Genomic DNA, 16,229 nt, shown 5'->3' with positions numbered 1-16,229 from the left:
GCACTGTGCAGGTGCCGCGATGGGCCGCTTGTGAAAACTTGGTGGGGAATGAGGGGATACGCCTTCGCTTGTCGCGCGGCGTTAAGTCACGCTGGGCGGTGACGGTCGAGGACTGCCAGGCCGAGGGGCCGGCGCGCCAGGGGGCGTTCGGCAGCGGCCCGTTGTCCGCGGCGGCTCGGGTGACGCGCAAGACCGTTCCATGTCCTGGGGGTATCACGAACGGGGCATCGAAACCTCTCTTTTGGGGACAGAGTGGATCATTCTTATCAGGCGTGGCAGGAAGTGCTGGCCGAGGAGTTCTTCGGACGGCAGCATGCCGGCCACCCGACGCTGTTCTACGTGGACGACGACGTGGAGCAGGAGCTCAGGCACGGATACGGCATGGAGGAGCCCCTCACCCGGTGCGTGGGCAGGTTCCTGCGGCTGGGGACCGCGGAACCGTACAGCGCGTTGGAGGACTACCGATGGCGCGTGCGGCAGCAGGACAAGGACGCCGTGCCGGCCTTCCTGCCGCTGCTGGCCTGCTCGGTGATGGCCGCGTCCCGGATGGTGAACGACCGGAACCACCGGGCCACCGCCTACCATGCCCGCTTCTCCGAGCTGCTGACCGGCGACGAGAAGCAACTGGGCAGCCACCACTACGAGCCCATCTCCCGCATGTGGCAGGTGCTGGCCTCCTGGCAGCACAGCCGGAAGGGTGCGCGGGGCCTCTGCACCATTCCCGCCCCCGCCGACCTGCCCTCCAACCGCAGCATGATCGGGTTCGCCCAGTCCCAGGCGCTCCTCAGCGGCGCGGACCGGTCCTTCATGCCGAAGGTCTTCCGGTTGTTGCGGGAGCACGGTACGACCTGGCCGCTGCCGGGGGAGACGCTGCTGGCCCAGATTGAGATCCGGGGCATGGAGCAGCACTTCTCCAAGGGCTTCCGCAACGCTCTGCAGGAGGATGAGTTCCGCCCCTTCGTCGCCAAGTTGCTCGGCAACTACGCCGCTTCCTGGGACGGTTCGGACGAGCTGCTGCCCACCGGTGTCACCCGGGCTGAGCTCCTGGTGCGGCTGGACGCGGGGCGGCTCAGCTGGGTGGCGCGCCTGCGGTCCGCGGAGCAGAAGGAGCGCATCGAGCTCAAGGGCGGCCTCGTCCTCGAACAGCTCGGAGACACCGCCTACTACGAGGTGACGGGCCTGCCCGCCCCGAGCGCGGAAACCCTCGCCAGGGGCATCCGCCGCGACGGGGACAACCTGGTGCTCAGCCGGCCCTCCTGCTCCGTCTTGGTGCTCGCACGTGACGACGTGCTCGGCGTCTGGGCCGGCACCGACAGCTTGCGCCCAGGAGAGGCACACGTGGTGCTCGCCGCCCCCACCGCGCAGCGGGACGTGCAGCGGCTGCTGGACAAGGCCGCGACCACGGGCCGGAGCGCCGACACCAGCAAGCTGGCCTGGGTGCCGCAGGGCTGGTCCATGCACAAGCCCGTCACCTTCGACGACGCGGTCACCCTGCGCCGGGCGCTGAAGGAGGTCCAGGGCGCGGTCGGCCTCCTTCAGCCTCCGGCCCAGTTCAAGCTCCGCCTTGAGGGCGGGCTGAAGCTCGCGCCCTCGCTCGATTCCCGTTTGTACCTGCGGGGAGGCGAGCCCCAGCTGGTCCTCCCGGACGCCACGGAGGGCACGGGTGCCCTCCTGGTCGACGGAAAGGAGCGGCCCGAGCTCAGGAAGGCCGTCGCCGCGGGCCGCCCCGTCCCCCTGGCCGTGCTCCGGCTGGAGCAGGGCCGCCACACGGTGAGCTATGCAGGCGTGGAGATCGACTTCGCCACCGCGGACCAGGCCGTCGTCGAGCCGAAGATGACCAAGGTCTGCGGCTTCACCGTCGTGGACGGCAAGGCGTCGGAGTCACCCTCCCTCCTCGTCGAGCAGACCCTGCCGACCGGCATCACCGGCGCCCACTGCGCGGGCGCCACGGCCCGGGACGCGGCAGCCGTCATGGAGCTGTGCCGGAGGGACGCGGACGAGGTGCTGTTCGCGGCGGCCGACGGACGGCTGTGGACGCTGGAGGTCCCGGAGCAACCGGACTGGTGGACGGAGCGTCTCCCCGACACCCCCACCCCGCTCCGCTTCGAGGCCGAGTTCCAAGGCATCGGCGGCTGGCTCCTGGAGCGCCGGAGCGGACGCTGGAAGGGCCGCCCGGTGAACCCCGGAACACCGAAGCCGAAGAGCGCCGGCAATCCGCGCCCATGGGCCCGCGCGGTCCTCAACGCCCAGCAGGCGTCCGTCGAGCCCTCGTGGGCCGCGTACGTGCAGGCAGCGAAGGAGCTGGACCGATGACGGGACCGATGAGCAGCAACGAGTTCGGTGGGATCCTCCTGCGCTGGCTGAGCGAGAGCCGCAGCGGCAAGGCGTCCGCACTGCGCGACGGCGTCCGCAGCCAGGCTCAGGCATGGGGCCTGGAGCTGAAGGAGTACGCCGACTGGGAATGGACGCGCAAGGCCGCCGCCCTCGGCTTCATCGACGTGGACCTGCGCGCCGACCGCTGGTCGGTGGCCCCGCCGGTGCTCACCCGGCTGCCCCACGCCGACGGACTCGCGTTGCTGACCGGCGCGCGCACCGCGCAGATCAGCACGCGCATCGAGGAGGCGGCACAGGAGTGGATGGAGCTGATCACCGTCCCTCACCGGCCGGAGGCCGGTGAGGCGCCGCTGCCCGACACCCTCCTGTTCCAGTACGAGGACCCGCGGACCCTGCAGGAAGCCGCGGAGTTCCTCGGAGCCCGTCACGTGCCCTGCGCCGTTCTGCAGTTGATGGAGCTGCTTCCGCAGGCGGCGCCAGGCCCCGAGTTCGCACCGGTTCACGCTCCCCGACGGCGTGACCAGCCTCTACCGGCATCAGCACGACGCCCTGGTCGCCGCCTGCAAAGCCAAGGACTTCGTGGTCACCGCAGGCACCGGTTCCGGCAAGACGGAGTCATTCCTGCTGCCCGTCCTCGCCGACTTGGTCACCGAGTCCGCCCACTGGCAGGGCACCGGTGCGGTGCAGCGGGAATGGTGGCAGGGAGACGGCGACCACGTGCCCAGCCGGCAAAGCGAGCACGGGCACCCCGCCGCGATGCGTGTGCTGATTCTCTATCCCACCAACGCCCTCGCCGACGACCAGCTGGTCCGGCTACGGAAGTCGCTGGACAGTCGCGAGGCCCACGCATGGCTGGACCGGAAGCGCAACGGACACCGCTTCTACTTCGGCCGCTACACCGGAGCCACCCCCGTCTCCGGCAGCCGTGATTCCGAGCCGGCGAACTTCCGTCTCCGGCAGTACCTGCGAGAGGTCCAGGAACGGCAGCGCAAGGCCGACGAGAAGCTCGACGAGGAGCTGCGGCCCTTCATCCCGCGCCTCGGCGGAGCGGAGATGCACGCCCGCTGGGACATGCAGGCCGCGCCGCCGGACATCATGGTCACCAACTACTAGAGGGTGCGAGCCGTCGACCATGACCGAGGTGTAGCGGCCCGAGGGCCAGCCGTGATCTCCCCGCCCGATCACGGCTGGCCACCACATGTCATACGCAGGGGAAAACTGCCGCTGCACGACCCGTTGACGTCCATACCGTCCGGTCAGTACGTTCCCGGCAATCGCGGCGCCGACCCCTGTTCCGTCCCCACCCTGTCTCCTCCCCGCGCTGCCCCGCGCCAGAGAAGGGATCACCTCATGACTACGAGGACATTCCCCCCGCAGGAAACTGCCGCCGCTCCCCTCGACGTTGCCCGTCGGCTCTGGGATCGCCGGCTCCCCCGCTACCCCGCCAACGTTCCGCGGTACCGCTACCTGGCCATTACCGTGCTCGCGACGGTGGAGCTGTACTACCAGCTCTACATCCAGGGCGCGGTGGCGACGCAGATCATGGCGGACCTGCACCTGTCGTTCACCTCCTTCGTCTTCGTCTCGGTCGTCGGCAACCTCGTCGGCGCGTTCGCGTCGCTGTTCGCCGGCATGGCCGACCGCTGGGGACGCGCCAACCTCGTCGTCACCGGACTGCTGATCACGGCGCTGATCACCGGGCTGGCCCTTCCGAACGCGTCGAGCGGCACGGTGTACCTGGTGCTCTTCGCGGTGCTCAGCTTCGTCGAGGGCATTGTCCTGGTGGCCACGCCGGCGCTGATCCGTGACTTCTCGCCGCAGGTGGGCCGCGGGACCGCGATGGGTTTCTGGACCCTCGGCCCGGTGCTGGGAAGCCTCGTGGTGACCGAGGTGTCCAGCCACACCCTGTCCAGCCACCCTGACTGGCGGTTCCAGTTCTACCTGTGCGGCGTCATCGGCGCGATCGTCTGGCTGGTGGCGCTGTTCGGCCTGCGGGAGCTCTCCCCGGCCCTCCGTGACCAGCTCATGGTCAGCATGCGTGACCGCGCGCTGATCGAGGCGCGGGCCGCGGGCATCGACCCTGAGCAGGCGCTCAAGGGCCACTGGCGGCAAATGCTGCGCATCGACGTCATCGGCTCGGCCTTCGCGATCAGCGTCTACCTGCTCCTGTACTACGTCCTCGTCGGCTTCGCGGTCGTGTACTTCGCGACCGTCTACGGCTACTCGCCGGCTCGGGCGAACTCGCTGGCCAACTGGTATTGGATCACCAACGCCTGCACGCTGGTCGTGGTCGGCGTGCTGTCCGACCGGTTCCGTGTGCGCAAGCCGTTCATGATCCTAGGCGCGTTGATCAATCTGGTCGGCACGGTCCTGTTCGCGCTCTCGGCCACGCACCACCAGGACTACTACACCCTCGCGGTGTACTTCATGCTCGGTTCAGCAGGCGGCGGCATGGCCTACGTCGCGTGGATGGCGAGCTTCACCGAGACCGTGGAGCGGCACAACCCGGCCGCCACGGCGACCGGCCTGGCCATCTGGGGCTGGACCCTTCGGCTGGTGGTGACCGGCTCCCTGGCGATCCTGCCCCTGGTCGTGCCGGCGACCTCGACCCTGGTCGACCACGGCGCCCGGGTGCAGGAACTGGCGACGAAGTACAAAGAGCCGCTGGGCGTGCTGCAGTCCCTCGACCCGGCGACCGCGAAGGCACTCTCCGCCAACCCCGGCGACGTCCCGGCCCTGTCCAAGGCCCTGGGTGAAGTGGCCACCCAGCAGGGCGCGACACCCGCGCAGGCCCGGGCGGTCTCGGCCGCCGTGGTCAACCGGGCGCCCCAACTGGCGGCCGTCAAGGCGGTGCCCCCAGCGACGCTGGCGACACTGCGGACCGCCCCGGCCGACCCAGCAGCCGGTGCCACGGCGGTGGGCGCGATCACGGAGAAGCTGCACGTCACCCAGCAGCAGGCGACCGCGCTGCTGCAGAGCCTGGCCGACCCGGCGGTCCGGTCCGACCTGCAACTGGTCGACAAGTTCGGGACGGTGCTGAAGTCGGCCGACACGGCCGTTCCGAAGGCCGACCTGGCCTACCTCGAGGCACACGGTGCCGCGGTCCAGAAGGCAGCCGCGGACAACCCCCACCAGTGGCAGACCTGGTGGTGGGTGTGCGTCGCCGGACAAATCCTCTTCCTGCCGTTCGTCTTCCTGATGGCCGGCCGGTGGAGCCCCCGCAGGGCCCGCGAGGACGAGCGGGCGCACGAGGAGATGGTCCAGCGCGAGCTGGCCGCCCTGGCAGACGTGCGGGCCTAGTTCAGCCCCCGGGCCGGGGCCATCGCGCACCGGCCCGGACCGCGTCTCGATCCCTTTTGCCCAGCGGTGACGTGCCGGCAGCGGCCGCGCCGGCCCCACTGTCCGATTCCACCCGAGCCCACCCGGGCTCACCCGCTCGGGAGTTTCTCGACAAGGCGATCCAGGCGCACGGGGCCAGGGGCCTCTCGCAGGACTTGCGGCCGGCCAACGCCTACGCCGGCATCCGCACGCTCGGCACGGGCGAACAGGGCCTGCTCGGCGTGACTACTACACGGGCGAACAGGGCCTGCTCGGCGTGACTACTACACGGGCGAACAGGGCCTGCTCGGCGTGACTACTACGGAGTCGGACACAACGGAACAACGCCGGAGCCGTGGATCAGGAGGGTGTCATGTCCCGCTAGGGTTACCGACCGATCGTGCGAGTCGATGTCGCAGGGGGGCGGGGATGACCGCGGGGGATGGACGTCTCGGAGGCCTGGGGCACTACCAGGTAGCTGAGCTGCTGGGCGCGGGCGGGATGGGCGAGGTGTATCTCGCGCACTCGCCGTCGGGGCGAGTGGTCGCAGTGAAGGTGATTCGCGAGGAACTGGCGGCGAAGCCGGGCTTCCGCGATCGGTTCGCCCGCGAGGTCCAGGCGGCCCGACAGGTCAGCGGTGCGTTCACAGCTGCGGTCGTGGACGCCGACACGACCGGCCCTGTCCCGTGGATGGCCACTCAGTACGTCGATGGGCCATCTCTGGCAGCCGTGGTGGAGGGGAAGGGCCCGCTCTCCGCGGATACGGTGTGGCGGCTGGCTTCCGGTCTGTGCGAGGCCCTGCGCGACATCCATCGCGCCGGGCTGGTGCACCGGGACTTCAAACCGGGCAACATCCTGCTGGCCGACGACGGGCCGCGCGTCATCGACTTCGGCATTTCCCGTGTCGTGGACTCGACTGCGTTGACCCAGAGCGGACAGTTCATGGGGACGCCACTGTTCATGGCGCCGGAGCAGTTCCAAAGTCCGCAGGACGTCGGCCCGCCCGTCGACGTCTTCGCCCTGGGCGCGGTCCTGGTATACGCGGCAACAGGGCACGGCCCGTTCGACGCCGACACGCCTTTTGGGATCGCCTGGAAAGCCGTCTACGAGGAGCCGGATCTCACCGGCTTGCCGGACTCCCTGCGCCCGGTGGTGGAGCCCTGTCTGCGCAAGGCTGCGGCCGAACGGCCCGACGCAGAGGCCCTGTTGACACTCCTGTCGACCGGGCGGGAACGCCGGGCCGACCAGACTCGGGTCCGCGGCGCCGCGCTCACGCGGACCCGTCTTGGGCAGCTGCGCCATGGCGGCCTCGGGTTGACGGCGATGGCCTGCGCGGCCGTGGTGGTTGGCGTTGCGCTGTTGTGGCGTGGACCTGCGGGCTATCGCGGCGATGGCGGCCGAGTCTCCGCTGCGGCCAGCCCGAAACCCGCCTCGTCGGCGGCACCGATTCTGCTGCCCGGCTGGAAGCCCTGGACGACGCAGCTGACGAAAAAGGAATCCTCCCCGGATTCGAGCGCCGACTGCCAATACGAGCGCGCAGCGCTGTGGTGTACCAACCTTGACGCACTTGCCGTCCGCGTGGATCCCCGTACCGGCAAGGTGGTCTGGCAACAGCCTGGTCCCGGGAAAGGCAGCCCGCCGCAGATGGCCGTGACGAGTGGGGGCGAAGTCCTCGTCGTCGCGGACGTCGGCGACGGCTCCAGCCCCTCGTACCGGCTGTGGAGATTCGACGCGGAAAGCGGCCGGCTACGGGGCCGCCGCGACATCCCTGGCGCTGATGCGTGCCGCTTCTCCTCCGAAACCTTGGTGTGCGAGTACGGCGGTGGGATCACTGCCTGGGAGCCGACGACCCTGGAGCGCATGTGGAGTGGCGACACGGGGTGGAAGCCGTTCATCTCCCTCGACAGCTCCGAACCGGACCGCATCTACACGGTGAAGCGGGCTGCGAACGGTCGCGCCACGATGGTCGGAGAGGTCACGCAAGGTAGCGGCACTCTGCTGTGGCAGCGCGACCTGCCCCGCGACGCGGATCTCCTCAGGGTGTCCGAGGACTTCCTGTACCTTGCCGCGCCCGACAGGGGGAGCATGACCCGGCTGATGCGGATCAACCGCAAGACCGGGACCATCAGGACCGTGGAACTGGGCGTCCCCGAGAGTTTCCTGGGCGTAGTGGGCGACGTTCTCTACACGTGCCGCGCCGGTGTGGTCAGCGCGTACAACGTTCCCTCGGGGCGCCGCCTGTGGTCCGCCACCACGCTGCACACGGAGCTGTCTGGGCCTGCCGTGGACGGCGACCGGGTCCACTTCACCGCCGAAGACGGCACCGTGATCGCGCTGGACCGGCACACCGGCGGCAACCTGTGGCAGCAGGCTCCCCCGTCGTTCAGCGGAGAGTTCTTCAGCGACCTACCTCGCACCATCACACTGGGCGACATCATCATCGCCGAGGCGCCCGGTCTACGGCTCCGCTCCTTCCAAGCAAAGGCCCGGTGAGTGGCACCGAGTCCAGGCGCCCCTACGGTTCATGGCGTCGGCTCCTCCTGCACCGCAATCGGACGACCCGTAAGTGGTGCCTTCATCTTCCCCGTGACTGCGCAGGCTTCGGCTATCTGCTGGCGGGGGACCTGGTCGCGCCGACGTCGGGAGCAGGCGCCACCGGGCGGCGCCTGCTCCAGGGGGCACAGCCCGCAGAGGTGGTCGGCGTCGACGACGGCCTGGGCAAAGGTGGTGGGTGCTTCCTGTTTCTACAGCCCGGAGAAGGACGCGGCCGCAGGTCCGCGGCCGCAGCAACGATGAACAGGAGAGACATGGCAGACGCCACGAAAGCCGCCGTCGTCGGGTTCGCCGACATTCCGACCACCACCCTCGCCGATGTCGTGGGCCGCGAGCGGGTCATGGACATCGGCATCCGTCCGCTGTGGCAGCCGGTGCTCCGCGTCGCCGGACCCGCGTTCACCGTGCGGTGCGCTCCCGGCGACAACCTCATGCTGCACGCCGCCATCCACCGGGCCGAGCCGGGCTCGGTCATCGTCGTCGAGTCGGGCGACCTGAACTACGCGCTGGCAGGCGGAAACGTGTGCGCTGTCGCTCAGCGCCGGGGCGTCGTGGCCTTCGTCGCGGACGGGCTGATCCGAGACCTCGCCGAGGTCCGTGACATGGGCTTCCCCGTCTTCGCCCGGGGCGTGATCCCCATCCCCGGCGCCAAGAAGGTCGTCGAGCCGCTCAACGTCGAGGTGCGCTGCGGCGGGGTGAGGGTGAGCGCCGGCGACATCGTGGTGGCCGACGAGGAAGGCGTCGTGGTCGTCCCGGCAGCCCGCGAGGATGAGGTGCTGACCGCCGCCCGGGCCAAACTGGACAAGGAGGCCGGCGAGACCCTCGACATGTGGGAGGAGACCCACCGCACCCGTATCGACAAGATCCTGCGCGACCGGGGGTTCGAGGACTGACGCGGCGGGCGGCGTCGCGGTTCGCGCATCCGCGGCTCGACCGCGGTCCACGATCGAGCCCTTCGACGCCCGCTGGTACTTCGGCGGCGCGCCGTCCCCGATCGCCCTGCGGACGGTGTTCCGCGAGATCCCCAACTTCCTCGCAGTCGCCCGGATCGACATCTGCTCGGTCCCGTGCAACCGGCGGATCTCCGCCCAGTCCTCCACGCCGATCACCCTTTCTGCCGGCCTGGCTCAACGAGCCGGACCCTCCGAAGGAGGTCAACTTTCAAGCGTCGCTACTGGTCCACTTTTCAGCCGTCGCCAACAGCCGGGAACAGCCGGTCGGGCCGGCACTGTTGCATCGACCGAGAGACCGGCGCCGCACGGTCGGGGGGAACATGGAGACCACAAGGTCGTCGCCCCGACAGGATCCGGCCCTCGGGGTCGCGGTAGCCCGCCGCGCACTCGGACCGAGACGCATTTCTGCAGGAGGACTGTTTCATGACTGACCGGCCCTTGACGCTCATGGCAGTGCACGCCCACCCCGACGACGAGGCCACCGGAACCGGAGGAGTCCTCGCGCGGTACGCGGCGGAGGGCATCCGTACGGTTCTCGTGACGTGTACCGACGGCGGTTGCGGCGATGGACCCGGAGGTGTCAAGCCGGGCGACCCCGGGCACGATCCGGCGGCCGTTGCCTTGATACGGCGTCAAGAACTCCAAGCGAGCTGTGACGTCCTGAAGGTCAGCGACCTGGAAATGCTGGACTATGCCGACTCCGGGATGACGGGCTGGCCGAGCAACGACGCCCCCGGATCCTTCTGGCAGACCCCCGTGGAGGAAGGCGCCGCCCGACTCGCGGTACTCATGCGGCACTACCGACCCGATGTGGTCGTCACCTACGACGAGAACGGCTTCTACGGCCACCCCGACCACATCCAGGCCCACCGCATCACGATGGCGGCGCTGAAGATGACCGCGCTGACACCGAAGGTGTACTGGACGACGATGCCCCGCTCGATGATGCAGCGGTTCGGTGAGGTCATGCGCGAGTTCCATGAGGACATGCCGGAACCGGATCCTGCCGAGGCCGCCGCGATGGCCGAGATCGGCCTCCCCGACGAGGACATCACCACGTGGGTGGACACCACCGCGTTCAGCGGCCAGAAGTTCGACGCGCTGGCCGCGCACGCCAGTCAGGGCGAGAACATCTTCTTCCTCAAAATGGGCAAGGAGAGGTTCGGCGAGTTGATGGGCGTGGAGACCTTCGTACGTGTCCAGGACGCCACCGACGCGGCCCTACCCGAGAACGACCTCTTCGCCGGACTGCGCTGATCCGCGGCGGACCCGTGATGTGTTTCACCCTGCATTCGCCTGACGCCTTGCGCCCGGTCAGCGCAGTGCGCCCGGCGCGTGGCAGGAATCGTCAACAGCCTGTCATTGTGGACGGCCCTCCGCTGGGAACAGGCTGTCACCATGAGACAACGACGTGTTGTGATCGTGGTCTACCCCGGTGCCCAGACCCTGGACGTCAGCGGACCGCTCGAGGTCTTCGACACCGTGAACCGACTGATGGCCGAGGGGGCGAGCGCCTACGGTCTGCAGTGCGTTTCCCCTGATGCGCCGTCAGTGGCCACCTCTGCCGGCCTCGTCGTACAGGCCGACCCGCTGGAGGCTGCGGAGGGGGAGATCGACACCCTCCTCGTGCCCGGTGGGCCGGGTGTCAAAGAGGCTTTGACAGACACGTCCTTCGTGACCTGGATCAAGCGCGCCGCGGCACGGTCCCGACGCGTGGCCTCCGTGTGCGGCGGGGCATTCCTGCTGGCGGAGGCCGGTCTCCTCGACGGACGACGGGCCACCACGCACTGGGCCTTCGGGGAACAGATGGCGCGTCGCTACCCCGAGGTGACGGTGGATCCCGAGCCGATCTACATCCGGGACGGCCCGTACATCACCTCGGCGGGGGTGTCGACCGGTATCGACATGGCTTTGGCCCTGGTGGACGACGACCTCGGGGCGGCGCGCGCCCTGGAGGTGGCGAAGTACCTGGTGCTGTACTTCAAACGGCCCGGTGCCCAGACCCAGTTCAGCATGGTTCTCGACACTCAGCTGACCGATCGGGAGCCGATCCGGGGCGTTCAGGACTGGATCCAGGAGAACCTCCATCGCACGCTGCCGGTATCCGAACTCGCCCAACGCGCGAGCATGAGTCCACGTCACTTCGCCCGTGTCTTCGGGCAGACGGTGGGGATGACACCGGGCCAGTACGTGCGGCGATTACGTATCGCCCGGGCCCGTCAGCTCCTGGAGGCGACCGATCTGTCGGTGCGCCAGATCGCGAGCCGCTGTGGATTCACCGCGATCGAGACCTTCCTGCGCGCGTTCGCCGCCGTCGTCGGTCTCACCCCCGCGCAGTATCGGCACCACTTCCAGCTGCGGACGCACTCAGGGCTGACCGTCGAGTCGGCATGGGCGGAACGGAGGTCGGCATGACCCGCCGGATGCGTCTCGTGGACTACGTCGCCGCCGAATTGGAGCGGATCGGTGTCCGGTACGTGTTCGGCGTGGGTGGAGCCAACATCGAGGACCTGTACGAAGCGGTGCACCGTGCCCCGGGCCGCATGCGCGGTGTCGTGGCCAAACACGAGTTCTCCGCGGTCACCATGGCGGACGGGTATGCCCGGACCACCGCGCGCCTCGGCGTCGTCGCGGCCACGTCGGGGGGCGGTGCGATGAACCTGGTTCCGGGACTGGCGGAGGCCCACGCCTCGCGCATCCCGGTACTGGCCCTGGTGGGACAGCCGCCCACCTTTCAGGAGGGCCGGGGCGCCTTCCAGGACTCCAGCGGCAAGGCGGGCTCCTTCGACGCCCTGGACGTCTTCGCACCCGTCTCACGCTTCTGCGCCCGAGTGACCGAACCCGACGCGATCCCCGGGCTGCTGGCCCACGCGATCACCGTCGCACAGACCGAGCCCCGGGGCCCCGCCGTGCTGCTCCTGCCCAAGGACGCCCAGCAGGGACACCTCGAGGTGCCCGCGGTGACGGGAGCCGCGGCACCCGCGAACCCCGGAGCATCCCCGAGGGCCGGGCGATCCCCGGGAGCGCACACGGCGGCGTACACCCCCCTCGCGGTGAGACCAGGGGAAAAGGCAGCGCAGACGGCAGGGGCGCCGCACGCGCCCGCCGCCCCGCATCCGGATCTCGCCTGCCTGGCCGAGGCGGTCGGCGTGCTGGAGGAAGCCTCCCACGTCATGGTGATCGCCGGCGAAGGCGCGGCCGGGACGAGGGCGCGCGAGGAGCTGGCCGGCCTGGTGCGGCACCTGGGAGCCTGCGTGGCCGTCTCGCCGGACGCCAAAGACGTCTACGACAACCGCAGCCCCCGGTTCGCGGGCGTTGCAGGGGTGATGGGCCAGCCCGAGGTCGAGGACTGCCTGCGCAAGGCCGACGCCTGCCTGCTGGTGGGCACGCGCCTGCCCGTCCTGGCGCGGGGAGGACTGGGGTCGCTGCTCGCGGAGATGCCCGTGGTCTGCGTCGATCCGGAGCCGCCCTTCGTTCCGGGAATCCCCCTGCTCGGGCCGGTGGCCGGCACTCTGCGGACACTTGAGCGCCGTCTGTCGCCGCGGCCTGCGGCCTGCCCGGCCCATCACCCGTCGTCCCTCCTGCGCCTCCCCCCGGATTCCGGTCCGAACCCCGGTCACACCTCAGTCGTCGGCGCGATCGCCGAGGCGCTGCCACAGGACGCCCATGTCTTCGTGGACGCCGGCAACGTGGGGGCCGCCGCCATCCACGCTCTGCCGGCTCCACGCGACGGCCGCTTCGTCGTGGCGGTGGGCATGGGAGGCATGGGCTACACCTTCGGCGCCGGGATAGGCGCCGCGTTGGCCACGGGCCGGCGGACGTACGTGGTGGCCGGTGACGGGGCGTTCTTCATGCACGGCATGGAGATGCACACCGCCATCGAGTACGACGCGCCGGTCACCTTCGTCGTCCTGAACAACAACGCTCACGCAATGTGCGTCACCCGCGAGGAACTCTTCCAAGGCGGCGCCCGCCTCGAGAACGTCTTCCACCCGTCCCGCATAGCAGCCGGCGCGTCCGCGATGTTCCCCAGGCTGCGCGTCACCTCGGCCGAGAACCCGGCACAGCTGCGATCCGCGTTGCTGCACAGCAACGACTGTGGTGGGCCGGCCCTGGTCGCCATGGACGTCGACCACCGCGAGATACCACCGTTCCAGCCCTTCCTGACCGCCTCCCCGGCCGGTCCGGGCACCTCCCTCGCGCCCGGACACCGACCGATCCACGATGAGGAGAAGCACAGGCATGACCGACCGATCCACGTTGGCTGACATCCCGGGCCTTGTGCGGGTGGAGAACACCAGCCCCGAGGAACTGGCCGCCCGCTGCCGGGAGATGACCTCGGACACCTACCCGCACCAGCAGGTCTACGGCGAGTACTGCACCATCGAGGAGTACGTCGATTGCCCGCCGGAGGCGACGTACGACTATCTCAGCCGCGGCCACCACCTGGAGGAGTGGACGTGCAGCCTGCGCGGGTTCGAGCCCGCGGGCACACCGGGGCTGTGGGTGGGCCACGACCTGCTGGAGAAAGGCACCCGGATCTACTGCCGGACCGAGGCCCACCCGGGCGCGATGACCGTCGACTACCACTGTGCCTGGGACCAGGGCGACGAGCTGTGGATGGTCTACCTGATGAGGGTGGTTCCGGCCGCCCTCGTCCTCGGCCGCTCCGGGTCGGTGATCACCTGGACCAATTGCCGCCACCCGTACTACGGGCGCAATCCCCACCCGGACCTGGCACCGCATCCCGACCGGCGATGGGTGGGTGAGTACTGGGACTTGTTCTATGCCGGTCACACCCTCGAAATGCACAATCTCAAGGCGATCCTGGAGTACCGGCACCGCAACGGTCTGCCTGTCACCAGCTCCCCGGCCAAGCAGGTGGCCGGATGACGCCAGTGAGCCTGACCGACGTGTCCACCTACCTCCCCGGCGAGCCCGTCCCCGCCGCCTTCTTCACCGAGCACCCGGCGGCGGAGGACAAGCTGCGCGACAGCCCGATGTTCAAAGTCCCCCCCTCGCGCCACCACGTGGCCCCCGACGAGACCAACGCGGACATGATCGAGCGTGCCGTCCAGCCGCTGATCGAACGGCACGGCCGCACGGCGATCCGCCGCGTCGACGTCCTGCTCGTGCACAGCCAACTGCCGGACCAGCCCTTTGTGGGCGCCGGCACCGAAGTGGCGCGCCGACTGGGCCTGGCGCCCCGGTGGCTGATCGACGTGGCCAACGCCGGCTGTGCCTCCTTCGTGCACATGCTGGACCTGGCTCGGCAGATCCTGCTCGACGGCGACGCCCGTACGGCCCTGATCTGCAACGCACAGAGTGCCGCGGGCCAGCTCTTCACCCAGTCACAGGTGCGCGGTCTGTCCCAGGCCGCCATCCCGGGCGACGGCTGCGGAGTCGGCTATGTGACAACCTCCGCACACGCCCCTGTCCTCGGGATCGAGAGCCGGCACATCGCCGCCCATGCCGGCGACATGACCATGGTGCGCGACGACGGGCGCAAGTACTGGGAGGCCGGCGAAGCCCAGGTCCACATCGGGTTCACCGAGACCGGAGTCACCAACGTGCTGGAGCGGGGCAACCGCCTGGTGCCGCAGGTCGTGCGAGACCTGTGCAGTCGCCTGGGAAGGAAGACCGCCGACATCGACTGCCTGATCACCAACCAGCCCAACCGTGCCTTCCTACGCAACTGGCGTGACGCGCTGGGCCTGCCCGTCGAACGCCACCCCGACACCTTCGACCGGTGCGGCAACCTCTTCGGCGCCGCGATGCCCGTCACACTCGACGACGCGATCCGCTCCCAGCAGATCCGGGAGGGCGACCTGGTGGTGCTGGCCGGATTCGCGCACGCCGGGGACTACGCCGGCGCCGCCGCGATCCGCTGGGAGCAGGGATGGTGACCGCGGTGTCCCCGTCCCCGCGCCTGCTGGGACTCAACGAGAGCCCGTACCCCCACTGCCGTCCGTGCGGAAGGCGATCCGGAACACCGCCGACCGGGCCCACCGTTACCCGCCGTTCCACCCCGACCAGCTCGCCCGGCGGATAGCCGGCTGGTGCGGTGTGGACGGTGATGCCGTCGCTGTCGGCAGCGGCTCGGTGGGCGTGGCGCTGCAACTCCTCCAGGCTGTGATCCGGCCGGGCGACCGCATGGTGTACGCCTGGCCCGGGTTCGACGCCTATCCGATGCTCGCGCGAATGGCGGGTGCCGAGCCGGTTCCCGTACCACTGCTGCCCGACGGGCGGCAGAACCTGGCCGCCCTGGCCGGGGCGATCGACGCGACCACCAGCGTGGTGGTGGTCTGCAATCCGCACAACCCGACGGGCAGCCTCGTCACCGCCCCCGAACTCGCGGAGTTCCTCGCCCGCGTACCGGACCATGTCACCGTGCTGCTGGACGAGGCGTATGTCGAGTTCGTACGCCACCCCGAGGCCCCCGACAGTCTGCCCCTGCTCGCCGGCCGGCCGAACCTCGTGGTCTTGCGGACCTTCTCCAAGGCCTACGGACTGGCCGCGCTGCGGGCGGGCTACGGCCTGGGCGATCCCCGTCTGGTGGCACGCATACGGGGTCAGCAACTGCCCTACGGCATCAACGCCGTGGCCGCCGCCGCGGTGGAGGCCACGTTGGAGGCCGGCGAGGAACTCGCCGCACGCGTGGACGCCGTCATCTCCGAACGGGAACGCCTGCACCGCCGGCTCGCGAGGTACGGGCTGCCCGTCCTGCCCAGCCAGGCGAACTTCCTCTGGCTCGCCTCCGGGCCCGATACCGGCACCGACCAGAGGGCGCACGCGCTCAACACCGCCCGGATCCACGTCCGTCACTGGCCCGGGGAGGGCATACGGCTGACGGTCGGCCATCCGCAGGACGGGGACGCGGTGCTGTCCGCCGTGGCGCCGGTGGGGAGGGGGGCTGTGGCTACCCGTACTACACGTTCGGCACGGTAGCCGCGGGCCAAGCTGCGGGCGATCGCGACAAAGGGTGTGCCCGGGGTGCCGCCGGGCGCCCCGGCAACCCCCGTTATTGACGCGTACACGTAGGCCTACTGGCGGACGCGTGTAGATGTCGAC

The 16,229-nt window shown here is 69.8% G+C and carries 12 protein-coding genes and 1 pseudogene; 11 read left to right on the top strand and 2 right to left on the bottom strand.

Annotated features, from left to right (window positions below):
• The first annotated feature begins 252 nt into the window (after positions 1-252).
• Complete coding sequence (locus ABZ823_RS23225) at positions 253-2,313, top strand: hypothetical protein (RefSeq protein ID WP_361663512.1); 2,061 nt, start codon at positions 253-255, stop codon at positions 2,311-2,313.
• 106 nt (positions 2,314-2,419) lie between these two features.
• Here ABZ823_RS23225 and ABZ823_RS23220 read toward each other — a convergent pair whose 3' ends face one another.
• The gene (locus ABZ823_RS23220) at positions 2,420-2,650 is read right to left on the bottom strand and encodes a hypothetical protein (RefSeq protein ID WP_361663509.1); all 231 of its coding nucleotides are present in this window, start codon (positions 2,648-2,650) and stop codon (positions 2,420-2,422) included.
• Positions 2,651-2,850: 200 nt separating this feature from the next.
• Between ABZ823_RS23220 and ABZ823_RS23215 the strand changes: the two genes are divergently transcribed.
• From ABZ823_RS23215 to ABZ823_RS23200, 4 genes are all read left to right on the top strand, one after another.
• A complete protein-coding gene (locus tag ABZ823_RS23215) occupies positions 2,851-3,447 on the top strand; it encodes a DEAD/DEAH box helicase (RefSeq protein ID WP_361663506.1) in 597 nt (198 codons plus the stop codon).
• 237 nt (positions 3,448-3,684) lie between these two features.
• Positions 3,685-5,634, top strand: a complete 1,950-nt coding sequence (locus tag ABZ823_RS23210) for an MFS transporter (RefSeq protein ID WP_361663503.1) — start codon at positions 3,685-3,687, stop codon at positions 5,632-5,634.
• Between the two features lie 447 nt (positions 5,635-6,081).
• Complete coding sequence (locus tag ABZ823_RS23205; RefSeq protein WP_361663501.1) at positions 6,082-8,145, top strand: PQQ-binding-like beta-propeller repeat protein; 2,064 nt, start codon at positions 6,082-6,084, stop codon at positions 8,143-8,145.
• Positions 8,146-8,459: 314 nt separating this feature from the next.
• Positions 8,460-9,098: an RraA family protein gene (locus ABZ823_RS23200; RefSeq protein WP_361663498.1), complete on the top strand. Its 639-nt coding sequence runs from the start codon at positions 8,460-8,462 to the stop codon at positions 9,096-9,098.
• A 20-nt stretch (positions 9,099-9,118) separates the two neighbouring features.
• On the opposite strand, the pseudogene ABZ823_RS23195 reads toward ABZ823_RS23200, so the two are convergent.
• Positions 9,119-9,314 (bottom strand): annotated as a pseudogene (locus ABZ823_RS23195) (helix-turn-helix domain-containing protein); the annotation flags it as partial.
• A 267-nt stretch (positions 9,315-9,581) separates the two neighbouring features.
• Here ABZ823_RS23195 and ABZ823_RS23190 point away from each other — a divergent pair.
• From ABZ823_RS23190 to ABZ823_RS23165, 6 genes are all read left to right on the top strand, one after another.
• The gene (locus ABZ823_RS23190; RefSeq protein ID WP_361663495.1) at positions 9,582-10,415 is read left to right on the top strand and encodes a PIG-L family deacetylase; all 834 of its coding nucleotides are present in this window, start codon (positions 9,582-9,584) and stop codon (positions 10,413-10,415) included.
• Positions 10,416-10,556: 141 nt separating this feature from the next.
• Positions 10,557-11,573, top strand: coding sequence for a GlxA family transcriptional regulator (locus tag ABZ823_RS23185; protein WP_361663492.1), 1,017 nt, complete (start codon positions 10,557-10,559; stop codon positions 11,571-11,573).
• Entirely contained in the window at positions 11,570-13,426 is a 1,857-nt protein-coding gene (locus ABZ823_RS23180; RefSeq protein WP_361663489.1) for a thiamine pyrophosphate-binding protein, read from the top strand. The genes ABZ823_RS23185 and ABZ823_RS23180 overlap by 4 nt, the downstream gene beginning before the upstream one ends.
• On the top strand, positions 13,401-14,051 hold the full coding sequence (locus ABZ823_RS23175) for an SRPBCC family protein (RefSeq protein ID WP_361663487.1): 651 nt from the start codon (positions 13,401-13,403) through the stop codon (positions 14,049-14,051). The genes ABZ823_RS23180 and ABZ823_RS23175 overlap by 26 nt, the downstream gene beginning before the upstream one ends.
• A complete protein-coding gene (locus ABZ823_RS23170) occupies positions 14,048-15,064 on the top strand; it encodes a ketoacyl-ACP synthase III family protein (protein WP_361663484.1) in 1,017 nt (338 codons plus the stop codon). The genes ABZ823_RS23175 and ABZ823_RS23170 overlap by 4 nt, the downstream gene beginning before the upstream one ends.
• A gap of 64 nt (positions 15,065-15,128) precedes the next feature.
• On the top strand, positions 15,129-16,106 hold the full coding sequence (locus tag ABZ823_RS23165; RefSeq protein ID WP_361663481.1) for an aminotransferase class I/II-fold pyridoxal phosphate-dependent enzyme: 978 nt from the start codon (positions 15,129-15,131) through the stop codon (positions 16,104-16,106).
• Positions 16,107-16,229 lie beyond the last annotated feature (123 nt).

This window comes from Streptomyces sp. NPDC047079 (assembly GCF_040643755.1).
Classification (GTDB): domain Bacteria; phylum Actinomycetota; class Actinomycetes; order Streptomycetales; family Streptomycetaceae; genus Streptomyces.
The sequence above is the reverse complement of the archived record's forward strand: the minus strand, read 5'-3'. Positions and strand labels throughout refer to the sequence as shown.

Excerpts from the sequence above, each read along its gene's own strand:
- ABZ823_RS23210 (WP_361663503.1), top strand. The coding sequence starts at position 3,685 with ATGACTACGAGGACATTCCCCCCGCAGGAAACTGCCGCCGCTCCCCTC.
- ABZ823_RS23205 (WP_361663501.1), top strand. The coding sequence starts at position 6,082 with ATGACCGCGGGGGATGGACGTCTCGGAGGCCTGGGGCACTACCAGGTA.
- ABZ823_RS23200 (WP_361663498.1), top strand. The coding sequence starts at position 8,460 with ATGGCAGACGCCACGAAAGCCGCCGTCGTCGGGTTCGCCGACATTCCG.
- ABZ823_RS23190 (WP_361663495.1), top strand. The coding sequence starts at position 9,582 with ATGACTGACCGGCCCTTGACGCTCATGGCAGTGCACGCCCACCCCGAC.
- ABZ823_RS23185 (WP_361663492.1), top strand. The coding sequence starts at position 10,557 with ATGAGACAACGACGTGTTGTGATCGTGGTCTACCCCGGTGCCCAGACC.
- ABZ823_RS23180 (WP_361663489.1), top strand. The coding sequence starts at position 11,570 with ATGACCCGCCGGATGCGTCTCGTGGACTACGTCGCCGCCGAATTGGAG.
- ABZ823_RS23175 (WP_361663487.1), top strand. The coding sequence starts at position 13,401 with ATGACCGACCGATCCACGTTGGCTGACATCCCGGGCCTTGTGCGGGTG.
- ABZ823_RS23170 (WP_361663484.1), top strand. The coding sequence starts at position 14,048 with ATGACGCCAGTGAGCCTGACCGACGTGTCCACCTACCTCCCCGGCGAG.